Annotated in this window: 14 protein-coding genes and 1 pseudogene; 9 read left to right on the top strand and 6 right to left on the bottom strand. The window is 67.6% G+C overall.

Annotation, left to right across the window (positions count from 1 at the left end):
* Positions 1–15: 15 nt before the first annotated feature.
* The 6 genes and pseudogenes from E2493_RS10230 (at position 16) to E2493_RS10255 (ending at position 4,188) form a co-directional block, all read left to right on the top strand.
* Positions 16–1,167 carry a sensor histidine kinase gene (locus E2493_RS10230; RefSeq protein ID WP_404828312.1) on the top strand — a complete coding sequence of 384 codons (1,152 nt, stop codon included), beginning with the start codon at positions 16–18 and terminating at the stop codon, positions 1,165–1,167.
* On the top strand, positions 1,164–1,970 hold the full coding sequence (locus tag E2493_RS10235) for a LytR/AlgR family response regulator transcription factor (RefSeq protein WP_135086388.1): 807 nt from the start codon (positions 1,164–1,166) through the stop codon (positions 1,968–1,970). Before E2493_RS10230 ends, E2493_RS10235 begins: the two co-directional genes overlap by 4 nt.
* Positions 1,971–1,980: 10 nt before the next feature.
* Positions 1,981–2,298, top strand: coding sequence for a hypothetical protein (locus E2493_RS10240; RefSeq protein ID WP_135086390.1), 318 nt, complete (start codon positions 1,981–1,983; stop codon positions 2,296–2,298).
* A 33-nt stretch (positions 2,299–2,331) separates the two neighbouring features.
* Entirely contained in the window at positions 2,332–3,006 is a 675-nt protein-coding gene (locus E2493_RS10245; RefSeq protein WP_135086392.1) for a hypothetical protein, read from the top strand.
* Positions 3,007–3,052: 46 nt separating this feature from the next.
* A pseudogene (locus tag E2493_RS10250) lies at positions 3,053–3,817 on the top strand (isocitrate lyase/PEP mutase family protein).
* Positions 3,817–4,188, top strand: a complete 372-nt coding sequence (locus tag E2493_RS10255; RefSeq protein WP_135086394.1) for a VOC family protein — start codon at positions 3,817–3,819, stop codon at positions 4,186–4,188. Before E2493_RS10250 ends, E2493_RS10255 begins: the two are co-directional and overlap by 1 nt.
* A gap of 174 nt (positions 4,189–4,362) precedes the next feature.
* Here E2493_RS10255 and E2493_RS10260 read toward each other — a convergent pair whose 3' ends face one another.
* Positions 4,363–5,643 carry an ABC transporter permease gene (locus tag E2493_RS10260; protein WP_135086396.1) on the bottom strand — a complete coding sequence of 427 codons (1,281 nt, stop codon included), beginning with the start codon at positions 5,641–5,643 and terminating at the stop codon, positions 4,363–4,365.
* Positions 5,640–6,569 (bottom strand): ABC transporter ATP-binding protein, encoded by a 930-nt coding sequence (locus tag E2493_RS10265; RefSeq protein ID WP_135086481.1) that lies wholly within the window; start codon positions 6,567–6,569, stop codon positions 5,640–5,642. The genes E2493_RS10260 and E2493_RS10265 overlap by 4 nt, the downstream gene beginning before the upstream one ends.
* A gap of 40 nt (positions 6,570–6,609) precedes the next feature.
* Between E2493_RS10265 and queG the strand changes: the two genes are divergently transcribed.
* Complete coding sequence (gene queG, locus E2493_RS10270) at positions 6,610–7,689, top strand: tRNA epoxyqueuosine(34) reductase QueG (RefSeq protein WP_135086398.1); 1,080 nt, start codon at positions 6,610–6,612, stop codon at positions 7,687–7,689.
* On the opposite strand, the gene E2493_RS10275 is transcribed toward queG, so the two are convergent.
* Both E2493_RS10275 and E2493_RS10280 read right to left on the bottom strand, forming a co-directional pair.
* Entirely contained in the window at positions 7,686–8,069 is a 384-nt protein-coding gene (locus tag E2493_RS10275; RefSeq protein WP_225421355.1) for a hypothetical protein, read from the bottom strand. The two genes, queG and E2493_RS10275, sit on opposite strands and share 4 nt — an antisense overlap.
* Positions 8,066–8,746, bottom strand: coding sequence for an EI24 domain-containing protein (locus E2493_RS10280; protein WP_135086400.1), 681 nt, complete (start codon positions 8,744–8,746; stop codon positions 8,066–8,068). Before E2493_RS10280 ends, E2493_RS10275 begins: the two co-directional genes overlap by 4 nt.
* 98 nt (positions 8,747–8,844) lie before the next feature.
* On the opposite strand from E2493_RS10280, the gene E2493_RS10285 reads away from it, so the two are divergent.
* Positions 8,845–9,843 carry an adenosine kinase gene (locus E2493_RS10285; RefSeq protein WP_135086402.1) on the top strand — a complete coding sequence of 333 codons (999 nt, stop codon included), beginning with the start codon at positions 8,845–8,847 and terminating at the stop codon, positions 9,841–9,843.
* A 101-nt stretch (positions 9,844–9,944) separates the two neighbouring features.
* Here the strand turns inward: E2493_RS10285 and E2493_RS10290 are convergent, their stop codons facing one another.
* The gene (locus E2493_RS10290) at positions 9,945–11,516 is read right to left on the bottom strand and encodes an amino acid permease (protein ID WP_135086404.1); all 1,572 of its coding nucleotides are present in this window, start codon (positions 11,514–11,516) and stop codon (positions 9,945–9,947) included.
* Positions 11,517–11,628: 112 nt separating this feature from the next.
* On the bottom strand, positions 11,629–12,006 hold the full coding sequence (locus E2493_RS10295) for a histidine triad nucleotide-binding protein (RefSeq protein WP_135086406.1): 378 nt from the start codon (positions 12,004–12,006) through the stop codon (positions 11,629–11,631).
* A 95-nt stretch (positions 12,007–12,101) separates the two neighbouring features.
* Here E2493_RS10295 and E2493_RS10300 point away from each other — a divergent pair, with 95 nt between their 5' ends.
* Positions 12,102–12,587 carry an SspB family protein gene (locus E2493_RS10300; RefSeq protein WP_135086408.1) on the top strand — a complete coding sequence of 162 codons (486 nt, stop codon included), beginning with the start codon at positions 12,102–12,104 and terminating at the stop codon, positions 12,585–12,587.
* The last annotated feature ends 103 nt before the right edge of the window (positions 12,588–12,690 follow it).

Raw genomic sequence — 12,690 nt, forward strand, 5'->3', positions numbered from 1 at the left:
TTAAGAGGGCCGGCGGTGTCCACGAGCGCAGTCCAGTCAGCAGCACCCGCCGGGCGCGACGCAGTCGGCAGCTGGAAGCCCTTTCGGCTTCAGCAGCAACCCTTCTTCGACGACAAGAACCGCGCCTTCTGGATCCTGCAGTCGGTCGGCTGGGGGGGGTATTTCTTCCTCCGCAGCCTCTCCGGCATCGCCAATAATTTCGGCTTCAACCTGATCATCCACATCGCGCTGCTCACCGCGACGGGTTATTCGCTGACCCTGCTGATGGCGGCGATGTTCCGGCGGCTGATCAAAATGCGGCCGGTGATGACCTGGGTGAGCTCGATCCTGCTCGTGCTGATCGCCTCGACGGCATTTTCGGCGATCGAGGTGTGGAGCCATGCCACCTTCATCAAGCCGGGTCTGCGGCCGGAGGGGCTCCAGTTCTTCGGCTCGATCATCCTCACCGTCAGCCTGCTGGTCGCCTGGTCCGCGCTCTATTACGGGATCAATTACTACCTCCTGCTGGAGGAACAGAGCGATCGGCTGCTCAGGATCGAGGGTCAGGCGAGCGCGGCGCAGCTGGCCATGCTGCGCTACCAGCTCAACCCGCACTTCCTGTTCAACACGCTGAATTCGATCTCGACTCTGGTGCTGCTCAAGCAGACCGAGCGCGCCAACGCGATGCTCTCCCGCCTCTCCTCCTTCCTGCGCTACACCTTGGTCAACGAGCCGACGGGCACCGTCACGGTCGCGCAGGAAGTGGAGACGCTGAAGCTCTATCTCGAGATCGAGAAGATGCGCTTCGAGGATCGCCTCAGGCCGCGCTTCGACCTCGAAGAGAGCGTCTGCCGCGCGCGCCTGCCCTCGCTGCTGCTCCAGCCGCTGGTCGAGAATGCGATCAAATATGCGGTGACGCCGCAGGAGGAAGGCGCCGACATCGAGATCGCGGCGCGGCGGGTGGGCGACCGGGTGGTGATCACCGTCCGGGACACTGGGCCGGGCGCGGAGGACCATTGGGTGAAGGCACAGGAATCCACGGGGGTGGGGCTGGCGAACATCCGTGATCGGCTGGGCCAGGCTTATGGGCCGGACCATAGATTCGAAACGGAATCGAACAGAAATGGGGGCTTCGGCGTTACTATCGAAATTCCATTCCAGATCGAACCAGCCGAGGAGCCGAAATGACCATTCGCACGATTCTCGTGGACGACGAGCCGCTGGCCATCCAGGGCCTGCAGCTTCGCCTGCAAAGACACGAGGACGTCGAGATCGTCGAGACCTGCTCGAACGGTCGTGAGGCGATCCGGGCGATCAAGACCCACAAGCCCGATCTCGTCTTCCTCGACATCCAGATGCCCGGCTTCGACGGCTTCTCGGTCATCCAGGGCCTGATGGAAGTCGAGCCGCCGCTCTTCGTCTTCGTCACCGCTTATTCCGATCATGCGATCCGCGCCTTCGAGGCCCAGGCGGTCGACTATCTGATGAAGCCGGTGGAGGAGGACCGTCTTGCCGATACGCTCGATCGGGTGCGCAACCGCCTTGCCGAGAAGCGCGGCGCCGAGGAGGCGGGCAAGCTGAAGGAGGTGCTTGCCGAGGTTGCGCCCGAGGCGGTCGAGCAGGTCGCCGTTACCGCCGCCGACGAAGCGCCCAACTCCAACCGCTACGAGAAATTGATCAACATCAAGGATCGCGGGCAGATCTTTCGGGTCGACGTGGACTCGATCGAGAAGATCGACGCCGCGGGCGATTACATGTGCATCTACACCGGCGACAACACGCTGATCCTGCGCGAGACGATGAAGGATCTCGAGAAGCGCCTCGATCCGCGCCGCTTCCAGCGGGTCCATCGCAGCTGCATCGTCAACCTCGACCAGGTCCGCCAGGTGAAGCCGCACACCAATGGCGAATGCTTCCTGGTTCTGGAGAGCGGCAGCCAGGTGAAGGTGAGCCGCAGCTATCGGGACGTCGTCGCGCGGTTCGTTCACTGAGGAGCAGACGATGCTGATTACCCTCTTCCTGCTCCAGGCCGCGTCGGCCGAGATCAAGCCGGACATCGAGCTCAACATCCACGCCCGGGCCAAATCGGTCGAGATCCAGCAGAAGGGGCAGGCAACGCTCCGCGTCTCTGCCGAACCCGACGCCGGCAGCGCGGTCGAGGCGACCGTCACGCCGGAGGCGAACGGTCGCACCCAGCTTCGCAATGTCACGGTCGACGTGCGCGGCGCGGCGCGGCTCGGCGAGAGCCTGTCCGTGGACGCGGCGGCGCAGGCCGAGCCTGCGCCGAGCACGGGGCCGGAAACCCGCGAGCCCGATTGACGTTACGCCTCCATTCAACAGGGAGAGTATCGCATGCGTTATGTTCCGCTGGCGGCGGCTGCCGCCGCTTTCGCCTTGGCCGCAGCCCCCGCAGACGCCCAGAACCGCCGAGAGCAGTCGCGAAACCTGCCGCAGTCGACCGCGCTTGCGCAGCAGGTCTCCTCCGGAGGCGAGCAGCCGGACGTACTGCTCGACATTCCAAACATCTCGGTCGACGAGATCACCGTCGACGTGCAGAATCTCAATGTCGACATCGCGCTCGACGCACGGCTCGCCAATCTCCTGAAGCTCACCGCGGGCGCCAACGCGAGCATCGATCAGGTGAAGATCCAGATCAAAGGCGTGCAGGCCACCGCCACGCTCGTCGTGCGGCTCGACAATGTCCGAGCGATCATCGAGCGCACCCTGCAGACGCTCGACAACAACCCGCAGATCGTGACCCAATTGCTCTCCACGGTCGACAACACCGTCAACACGGTGGGCGGCGTCGCCAACAACACGGTGAACACGGTCGGCGGCATTGCCGGGACGGCCCTGCGCAACGGCCAGGTGCTCAATCTCGTCGCCAGCGGCCTGACCCAGGTTTCCCAGACGGTGAACGCCTCCGGCCAGACGGTGCGTCAGGTCCGCGACCGGGCCGGACAGCTGCTCGAGGTCGTCACCGACAGCGCCAACCGCATCGTCTCTTCGCGGCGGGTGACGCAATAGACAGGATCGCCCGCCGGGCGTAGCCTCGCTTCGAGAAGGGCTCGCCATGGGCATCTGGGAGGACAAGGCTCGCCATTTTGCCTCGCTGCATCGCCGCGGCGATCCGCTCATCCTGTTCAACGTCTGGGATGCGGGCAGCGCGGCGACGGTGGCGGAGGCCGGTGCGCAGGCGATCGCCACCGGCAGCTGGTCGGTGGCGGCATCCCATGGCGCGCCCGACGGCGAGGCGATCCCGCTCGATCTCGTTCTCGCCAATGCCCGGCGTATCTGCGAGGCGGTCGTGCTCCCGGTCACGGTCGATTTCGAAGGGGCCTAGTCCGCCGATCCGGGCCGGGCCGCCGCCAATGTCGCGGCGCTTGCGGAGACCGGCGCGGTCGGCTGCAACCTCGAGGACCGCGTGGTCGGCGGGGAGGGCCTGCATGCGGCGGCGAGCCAGTCCGAGCGGATCGCCGCCATCCGCGCGGCGACGCCCGTTGGCTTCTTCATCAACGCCCGCACCGACTGCTTCCTCGCGGTGGCCGCTGTCGAGCACGAGACGAGGATCGCCGACGCGCTCGATCGTGCCCGCGCCTACGCCGAGGCGGGGGCGGACGGCCTGTTCGTGCCGGGGCTGCGCGATCCAGCACTGATCGCGCAGATCTGCGAGGAGAGTCCGCTGCCGGTGAACATCATGGTCTCGCCCGGAACCCCTTCGCTCGCCCGGCTTGCCAGCCTCGGCGCAGCAAGGATCAGCCATGCCGGCGCGCCGTGGCGGCTCGCCATGCAGGGTCTCGCCGAGGCGGCGGCGATTGCCCATCGGAGGGAAGGCTAATGGCAAAGGTCACCGGCCTCGGAGGGCTTTTCTACAAGGTCGAGGATCCGGAGCGGACAGCCCGCTGGTATCTGGAGATACTCGGGGTCGGCGGCGAATGGGGGCCGGTCTTCCGCTTCGCCGGGCAGCACGACGGCTACAGCCTTCTTTCGCCGTTCAAGGCGACGAGCGACTATTTCGCGCCGAGCGAGGCGCCGTTCATGATCAACCTGCGGGTCGATGATCTCGAGGCCTTCCTTGCCGATCTCGAGACAAAGGGCATCGAAATCCTCGGCCGTCAGGACGAGGATTATGGCAAGTTCGCCTGGATCCTCGATCCGGACGAAATCAAGGTCGAGCTGTGGCAGCAGATCGGTCCCGCGCCCGAGTGACCCCAAGCGCCGGCGGGCGACCGGCGCCAGCGCCTCACATGTAGCGGAAGCGCACGCGGGCCATATCGGCGTCGCCCCCCTCGTCGGCCACCTGCGCGTTCGCCGTGCCGGCAACGCTGGACAGAATCGCCGCAGCCAGCAGGCCGCCGAGGCCTCGTCGACACCGCCCGGCCGTCAGCGAATCATCTCCCCGGCACCGCCGACGGCCTCGCCTGCGGCTTCCGCCGCGGCTCCGCCGGAGCGTCTTCCCCAGCTCTTGCGCGGCCTGCCGTCGCCTTCGCCGGACTTCAGCACGTTGCGGCGGAACAGCGAGGCGCCCAGCAGGATGATCAGCCACACCCAAAGGGCCTGCCAGGCGAGGGCGGCGAGATGCGGCCAGATCTCCTCCAGCTGCGCGCCCCGTGCGAGCATCGCGAGCGGTGAGCTCAGCGGGAAGATCGCCGCGCCGAGGCCGATCAGGCTGTTCGGCTGGCCCACGGCCATCGAGGCGAGGAGGAAGAGCAGGATCTGACCGACCGTGACCGGCATCGACAGCGTCTGCACCTCGCGAACCGAATTCGCCTGGCTTCCGATGCCGAGGAACAGAGCGCCGAGCAGCAGGTAATTGGCCGCGTAATAAAGCAATCCGAGCAGCAGGAAGAGCGGCCAGCCGACCGCCGGCTGCGGAAGGCCGCCGATCCCTCCGCCCCAGATCGTCGCAGCGACGATCGCGCCGGCCGCCCAGACGGCGACCCCGACCAGCGAGATGGCGAGCATCGAGACGAGCTTGCCGACGAAGATGGCGTCGATCGGCACGGCCGCGGCGAGCACTTCGATGATCTTGTTGCTCTTCTCCTCGAGCAGGTTCGACAGCAGCATGCCGGCGAGCAGCACCGTCAGCATGAACAGCAGCAGCTGCCCGGCCCGCGCGGTGACGGCGCGCATCGTCGCGACATTGCCGGCCGATTCCGCAACCCGGACGACGTGGATCTCGGTAGGCGCCACCGGCGTGCGTGCGAGGGCGCGGGCATGCCGCGCCTCATCCAGGATCAGCGACATCTCGGTGCGGACCTGGCCCTCCTCGCTGATCGAGCCGGTAAGGGTCGGGCGGTCGAGCCCCCCGGTCAGCACGGCGACGATCTTCTTGTCCTTGGCGCCCAGCAGGCGCTCCGTCTGGTCGGCTATGTCGTAATCGGGATCGGCACGATAAAGGGCGGGAAGGTCGTGTTCCTCGAACGCCGGCTCGAGCCGCTGGCGGGCCGCCTCGATCGGCCCGAACTCGGCGGGGGAGGCGATCACCGCGACCGTGGCCTGCACGTCCTGGCGCGCCATCTTCTCGGTCATGTTCCCCATCGCCACGGAGATTCCGATGATCAGCAGCGGCCCAAGCAGGAAGAACAGGAAGGTGCGGGACCAGACGGTCGCCATGAAGTCGCGGCGACCGACCACGAAAGCGGCTTGAACGAAGCGTTTCATCGGGTCGCCTGCTCCTGCATCTGGCGCGCCGCCGCCTCACCGGCGATGGCGACGAAAGCGTCGTGAAGGCCGGGCCGCTCGATCGACAGCTCCTCGATGCCGGCGCCGCCGTCGATCAGCGCCTTGAGCAGCGGCTCGATCCCCGACGAAGGCAGCTCGAACTGCCAGATTCCGTCGTCCCGCGTCGTCCCGGCGGGCAGGGCGGTGCGCCAGCCGCCGTCGGCGACGCGGGTGCGAAGACGGACCTGCGGGCGCAACCGGTCGCGCGCGTCCGCGACAGTGCCCTCGAAACGGATGCGACCCCCGGCAATGATCGCGACGCGCTCGCACAGCCGCTCGGCATGCGCGATGACGTGGGTGGAAAAGATCACGGTCGTGCCGCTGGCCGCCTGCTCGCGGATCAGCGTCTCAAGCCGCCCCTGGTTGATCGCGTCGAGGCCCGAGAAGGGCTCGTCCAGGACGATCAGTCCCGGCTTGTGCACGATCGTGCCGAACAGCTGGACGGTCTGGGCCATGCCCTTGGACAGCGACTTGATCGGCTTGTCGACATAGTCGCCCAGGCCGTTGTCGCGGAGCAGCCCGGCGCCCCGCGTGCGGCCGATCGAAAGGGGGAGCCCGCGGAGCGCGCCCATGAAGGCGATCGACTCCCGCGCCGTCATCGAAGGGTAGAGGCCGCGTTCCTCGGGCAGATAGCCCACCCGCCCGGCGGCCTCCAGCGGTTCGCTATGGCCGAGCAGGCTGCGCTCCCCGGCGTCCGGATCGATGATGCCGAGCAGCATCCGCAAGGTCGTCGTCTTGCCGGCGCCGTTCGGTCCGAGAATGCCGTAGATGCTGCCCTGCGGCACCGCGATATCGACGCCGTCGACCGCCGTCTTCCCGTCGAAAGCCTTGAACAGGCCTTTCGCCTCAATAGCTAAGCCATTCACCACGGTGCCCTTCCCCTTGATGCTGTGGTAGCGGTGAGCGATGAACCAAGGCAAGCCCGGGCTGCGCGAGAGGCTGGAGGCGAAGGCGAGGGAGCTCGGCTTCGCCGCCTTCGGCGTCGCACGGGCCGATGCCGCGCCGAAAAGCGGCGAGCGGCTGAGGGAATGGCTGGCGAGCGGCGCCCATGGCGAGATGATGTGGATGGAGGAGCGGGCCGAGCATCGCGCCTCCCCCGCCGGCCTGTGGCCGGACGTGCGCTCGGTCATTTCGCTGGGCATGAGCTACGCCCCGGCGGTGGATCCGCTCGCCCTCGCCGCGCGGCCGGAGATCGGACGGATATCGGTCTACGCCCAGGGCAGCGATTATCACGACGTCGTGAAGAAGGCGCTGAAGGCGCTCGCGCGCTGGCTGGTCGAGGAGGCGGGTTGCGAGCTGAAGGTGTTCGTCGATACCGCCCCGGTGATGGAGAAGCCCCTGGCCGAAGCCGCCGGGCTTGGGTGGCAGGGCAAGCACACCAATCTGGTCAGCCGGTCCGACGGCAGCTGGCTCTTCCTGGGCGCGATCTACACGACGCTCGAGCTCGAGCCGCATTTCGGCGCGGCGCCCGCCCCGCACCGGGTCCATTGCGGTAGCTGCTCCGCCTGCCTCGACGCCTGTCCGACCGGCGCCTTTCCGGCGCCGTTCCGGCTCGATGCCCGACGTTGCATCTCCTACCTCACCATCGAGCACAAGGGACCTATTCCCGAGGAATTCCGCGGCGCGATCGGCAACCGGATCTACGGTTGTGACGATTGCCTCTCGGTCTGCCCATGGAATCGATTCGCCGATACGGCGCGACGCAACCGCGCCTTCCTGCCGCGCGCAGAGCTGGTCGCGCCCGAGCTTTCCGACATCCTGGCTCTGGACGATGCCGGCTTCCGGCGCGTCTTCGCCGGCTCGCCGATCAAGCGGATCGGCCGCAACCGAATGGTTCGCAATGCGGCGATCGCGGCCGGCAACAGCGGCCGTGCGGAGCTGGCTCCGGTGCTGGAGAGGCTGACTGCCGACGAGGATCCGGTCGTGGCGGAAGCGGCGCGCTGGGCGCTCGCCAGGCTGCAGCCCCTGCTAAGCGCCGAAGTCTAGCGCGCCTTGTGACCGAGCGCGGCGACGCAGCTCGCGCGGTCGAAATCGCCGCCGTCGGGAAGCCGCGCATCGACATGGGTGGCGATTGGCTCCCCGCCGCCGCGCGGGGGATAGAAATAGACGTCGAGAACGCAGGCGGGGCCGGCGAATTGCAGCTTTCGTGCGGCCCCCTCTCGAAGGTCGAGCTCGGGGCGGCCGAATTGCCCTTCCACCACCCGCGCGGTTCGCCCGATCACGCTCTCCAGCCCGGCGACGCTGTAGCTCTGCACCCGGACCGGCTGACCAGCCGGAGCCGGAGCATCGACGGCTCGCGGCGCGCAGGCGGTCGCCGTCACCGCGGCCGCGAGCAGGAGAGGAAGGCTGCGCGGCATGAGCGTCATCTTTGGTCCCGGTGAAACAAATGCGTGGCGGCCGCAGCGCTGACCAGCGGCGCCAGCAGATTGGCAAAGGGGATCAGAAATAGCCATGTGGAAATGAGCCCAAGCGCCGCGCGCTGCACCCGTGTCGCCGCGAGCCATCGCTCGAGCGCCGCTCCCTGGAGATGTCGCGCCGCCACCATCTCGCCGAGGTCGCGGCCGAGCGCGAGAGCATTCACCGCGGAGAAGAGAAGGAGCGGGCCGATTCCTGTGACCAGCAGCAGCAGGTAGAAGGGCGCGGCGAGCAGGTTCCATAACAGGATGCGTCCCGCTGATCGCAAGGACAGGCTGAGGGAACGGGCGAAGGGCAGCGGCCGGCTCCGCGCCCGCGGATAATGGAGCGCCTCCACCGCGTCGACGATCTCGTCGCTGAACAGGCCGATCACCGCGATCGCGATCGCCGGGAAGAGGAACCACAGTCCAAGCAGCCCCGCGAGCAGCGCGACGGCGGTTCCACCACTACCGCCGAGGGGGCAGCTGGCGGAGACCAGGCTGCACGGGTCGGTCCCGGAGAGCAGCCAGCCGATCGCGCCTGCCGCCGCGGCGAACAGGAACAGGGTGAGGAGAATGGATTTCGCCAGCACCTTCAGGAAGGCACGGTCGCCGAGCTGGCCGGCGGCGCGGAGGAAGGCCCTGAGCATGCGCCTTGCTGGCCCTGTCGGCGCCGCAGGGTCAAGCGGTTGATCGGGCGCGGCGGGCGGGCTAGGGCCCGCGCTTTCCCGCAACGAAAGATCTGCCCGTGACCGAACCTCGTCTCGACGTCCTTTGCATCGGCAACGCCATCGTCGACGTCATTGCCGCCGCCGACGACGGCTTCCTCGCCGCCGAAGGGCTCGACAAGGGATCGATGCGGCTGATCGATGCGGCGGAGGCGACCCGCCTCTACGGCAAGATGGGTCCGGGCCGGGAGATCAGCGGCGGCTCCGCCGGGAACACTGCTGCCGGCGTGGCCATGCTTGGGGCGCGCGCCGGCTTCGTCGGCCAGGTCGCGGACGACCAGCTCGGCGAGGTCTATGCCCACGACATCCGCTCGACCGGGGTCGAGTTCACCACGCCCTTCCGGGAGGGCGGCGACGTGCCGACCGCCCGCTCGCTGATCCTGGTGACACCCGACGCGCAGCGGACGATGAACACCTTCCTCGGCGCGGCCCAGCATCTCGATACGTCCATGCTCGATGAGGAGCAGGTTCGCGACGCCGCGATTCTCTACCTCGAAGGCTATCTGTGGGATCCGGAGACTCCGCGGGCGGCGATGGAGCGTGCGATCGCCGTCTCGCACGAGGCGGGGCGGCGGGTGGCCTTCACCCTGTCGGACAGCTTCTGCGTCGATCGCCACCGCGACGGCTTCAACCGCCTGCTCGACGAGAAGAAGGTCGACATCCTGTTCGCCAACGAAGCGGAGATCGTCTCGCTGACCGGGAAGGACGATTTCGACGCCGCGGTCGCCGAGGCCGCGCAGCGCGTGCCGCTGCTCGTCGTGACCCGCAGCGAGAAGGGGGCGATTGCGGTCGAGAACGGCCGCCGGGTCGACGTCGCCGCCGAGCCGGTCGAGCAGGTCGTCGACACCACCGGCGCGGGCGATCTGTTCGCCGCGGGCTTCCTCGCCGGCCTGGCGCAGCAGCGCCCGCTCGATCAGGCCCTGCGGATGGGCGCCATCGCCGCTGCGGAGGTGATCTCGCATTACGGGGCGCGGCCGGAAGCCGATCTGAAGGCGCTGGTGGCGCAGACGCTCGGCTGAGCCTCGTCGCGGAGGCCGGCCCCGAGCCGGTCAGCGGCCGCTTCGCACAACAAAAAAGGGAGGCTTTCGCCTCCCTTTTTCTTTGCCTGGAGAGGCCCGCCTCAGCGGGCTTCGTCGACGCCCGGGATCTCCGGCGCCAGCTCGTGGATCTCCGGCTCGTGCACCTCGACGATGCCGCGGCCGAGGTGGCTGTGGCGATAACCGTAGAGGCCGTAGAAGACGAGGCCGATCGCCGTCCACGCGGGAAGGACCAGCATCGCTTCGAGAGGCAGGTTGAAGAACAGGAACACGCAGCCGATCACGGTCAGGGTCGCGACCAGGCCGACCGCCGGCACGCGGAAGGCGCGGCGACGGTTCGGATCGATGCGGCGAAGCTGCCACACCGCGATCGCCACCATCAGGAAGGCGTAGAGCGTGCCCGCATTGGCGATGTCGGCGAGCGCGCCGACCGGGAAGAAGGCTGCGGCCACCGCGACGATGAGGCCGGTGATGATGGTGACGACGTGCGGCGTCTTCCAGCGCGGGTGCACCCTGGAAAGGGCCTCCGGCAGCAGGCCGTCGCGCGCCATCACGAAGAAGATGCGGGTCTGGCCGAACAGCAGGATCAGGATGACCGAGGGCAAAGCGATGAACGCGGCGTAGCCGATCAGATTGCCGACCGTGCCGTAGCCGATGGTGTGCAGCACATGCGCGAGCGGCTCGCGCGAGCAGACCAGCGCTTCGGCGAACTGCGCCGTGGCGCACTGCGTCGCCAGCGTCTCACCGGTCGGGAGCGGAACGCCGTCGGCGCCCATCACCGGCTGGCCACCGATCGATCCGACCGCACCGGCGGTCACCAGCATGTAGAAAATGGTGCAGATCAGCAGGCTGCCGATCAGCCCGATCGGCACGTTGCGCTGCGGGTTCTTGGTCTCCTCGGCCGCGGTCGAGACCGCGTCGAAGCCGACGTAGGCGAAGAACATCGTCGCCGCCGCGCCGACGATGCCGACGCCCGAGCCGAAGCCGCCGAACAGCCCGCCAGGTGCGAACGGCGTGAAATTGTCCGTCTTCATCTCCGGCAGGGTGAGCACGACGAACGCGGTCAGCGCGGTCACCTTCACCGCCACCAGGATGGCGTTGAACTTCGCGCTCTCCGAGGTGCCGATGACCAGCAGGCCGGTCATCAGCAGCGCGATCAGCAGGGCGGGCAGGTTGATGAAGCCGCCCGGCTGGCCGCCGAGAAAGACGGGGCCGGCACTCAGCCAGGTGGGGAAGTCTATACCCCAGCTTCGCTCGACCACCGTGCCTATGAAATAGTTGGACCAGCCGACCGACACGGCGGACGCGCCGACCGCATATTCGAGCAGAAGGGCCCATCCGACCGTCCAGGCCAGGAATTCGCCCTGGACGGCATAGGAATAGGTGTAGGCGGAGCCCGCGACCGGGACCATTGAGGCGATCTCGGCGTAGCACAGGGCCGCCACGATGCAGACGGCGCCGGCAATGACGAAGCTGATCAGCAGGCCCGGGCCGGCCTTCTGCGCACCGACCGAGGTCAAAACGAAGATGCCCGTTCCGATGATGCAGCCGACGCCGAAGAGGGTCAGCTGCAGCGCGCCCAGCGAGCGGTGCAGCGATTTCTTCTCGGCGGTGGCAAGAATGGCATCGAGAGGCTTTACGCGCCCGAATATCATTACCCGTCCCCTTGAGGTGTGCGGCGCGTGAGCGCGCCCTTATGGATTGCGGCGGAGCCTAGTCGCTAATTTCGCAGCCGCAAAGACGGAAAGAAGCACGGGCGCGGCCGGTTCAGCGGGCCAGCATCGGCCCGAGCGGGCGGCCGCCGAACAGGTGAACATGGAGATGCGGGACCTCCTGGCCGGCGTGTCCGCCGACGTTGGCGAGCAGGCGATAGCCGGGCGCGACGAGATCATGCTCCCGGGCGATGTGGCCGACGGCGCGGATGAACCCGGCGATCTCGTCGTCCGTCGCGCGGGCCGAGAAATCGTCCCACGAGACATAGGCGCCCTTGGGGATGACCAGGATGTGCACCGGCGCCGCGGGATTGATGTCGTGAAACGCGAGGGCGTGCTCGTCCTCATAGACCTTCCTGGCCGGAATCTCGCCGCGCAGGATGCGGGCGAAGATGTTGTCGGAATCGTAGGGAAGGGTGGCGTCGATCGGCACAAGCAGCCTCCTATCGGATTGATCCGGATCAAACGGCGCGCGCAGTCCGCGCGCAAGTGCTTGACCCCGGCCCGGTCTGCGCTACCACGGACCTCATGCAGGACGATATGCCCGACAGCCTGATTCCCTATGACGAGATCGTGCAGGAGGCGCTGCGCGCGGTCGTCGGGCGCGTGCTTGGCGAGGTGGAATCGAGCGGCCGCCTCCCGGGCGAGCACCATTTCTACATCACCTTCAAGACCAACGCCGTCGGGGTGGACATCCCGCGCCACCTTTCCGAACGCTTCCCGGACGAGATGACGATCGTCATCCAGAACCGCTTCTGGGACCTCAAGGTCGCGGAGGACGGGTTCGAGGTCGGGCTCAGCTTCAACCAGATGCCGGCCAAATTGGTGATCCCGTTCTCGGCGATCACCGGCTTCGTCGATCCGGCCGTGAATTTCGCCCTCCAGTTCCAGGCCCAGGCCGACGAGGCCGATCTCCAGGAGCACGAGGAAGCGGAGAACGACCATCCGGCGCCGGTCGAGCCGGTCGAGGACGGCTCCAATGTCGTCTCGGTGGACTTCAGCCGCAAAAAATAGGCTCGAGCAGCAGCACGTGACCGTGCGCGTGACGAGCGCGTGTGCACGGCGCTTTTCTTGCGCTTCGGAACGCCATAAGGGCCGGGCAAACGCCTGATGGAGT

The organism is Sphingomonas parva (ex Maeng et al. 2020) (assembly GCF_004564275.1).
In the GTDB taxonomy this organism is placed as follows: Bacteria; Pseudomonadota; Alphaproteobacteria; order Sphingomonadales; family Sphingomonadaceae; genus Allosphingosinicella; species Allosphingosinicella parva.

Excerpts from the sequence above, each read along its gene's own strand:
- E2493_RS10240 (WP_135086390.1), top strand. The coding sequence starts at position 1,981 with ATGCTGATTACCCTCTTCCTGCTCCAGGCCGCGTCGGCCGAGATCAAG.
- E2493_RS10245 (WP_135086392.1), top strand. The coding sequence starts at position 2,332 with ATGCGTTATGTTCCGCTGGCGGCGGCTGCCGCCGCTTTCGCCTTGGCC.
- E2493_RS10280 (WP_135086400.1), bottom strand. The coding sequence starts at position 8,746 with ATGCTCAGGGCCTTCCTCCGCGCCGCCGGCCAGCTCGGCGACCGTGCC.
- E2493_RS10275 (WP_225421355.1), bottom strand. The coding sequence starts at position 8,069 with ATGACGCTCATGCCGCGCAGCCTTCCTCTCCTGCTCGCGGCCGCGGTG.
- queG (WP_135086398.1), top strand. The coding sequence starts at position 6,610 with ATGAACCAAGGCAAGCCCGGGCTGCGCGAGAGGCTGGAGGCGAAGGCG.
- E2493_RS10300 (WP_135086408.1), top strand. The coding sequence starts at position 12,102 with ATGCAGGACGATATGCCCGACAGCCTGATTCCCTATGACGAGATCGTG.
- E2493_RS10255 (WP_135086394.1), top strand. The coding sequence starts at position 3,817 with ATGGCAAAGGTCACCGGCCTCGGAGGGCTTTTCTACAAGGTCGAGGAT.
- E2493_RS10260 (WP_135086396.1), bottom strand. The coding sequence starts at position 5,643 with ATGAAACGCTTCGTTCAAGCCGCTTTCGTGGTCGGTCGCCGCGACTTC.
- E2493_RS10290 (WP_135086404.1), bottom strand. The coding sequence starts at position 11,516 with ATGATATTCGGGCGCGTAAAGCCTCTCGATGCCATTCTTGCCACCGCC.
- E2493_RS10235 (WP_135086388.1), top strand. The coding sequence starts at position 1,164 with ATGACCATTCGCACGATTCTCGTGGACGACGAGCCGCTGGCCATCCAG.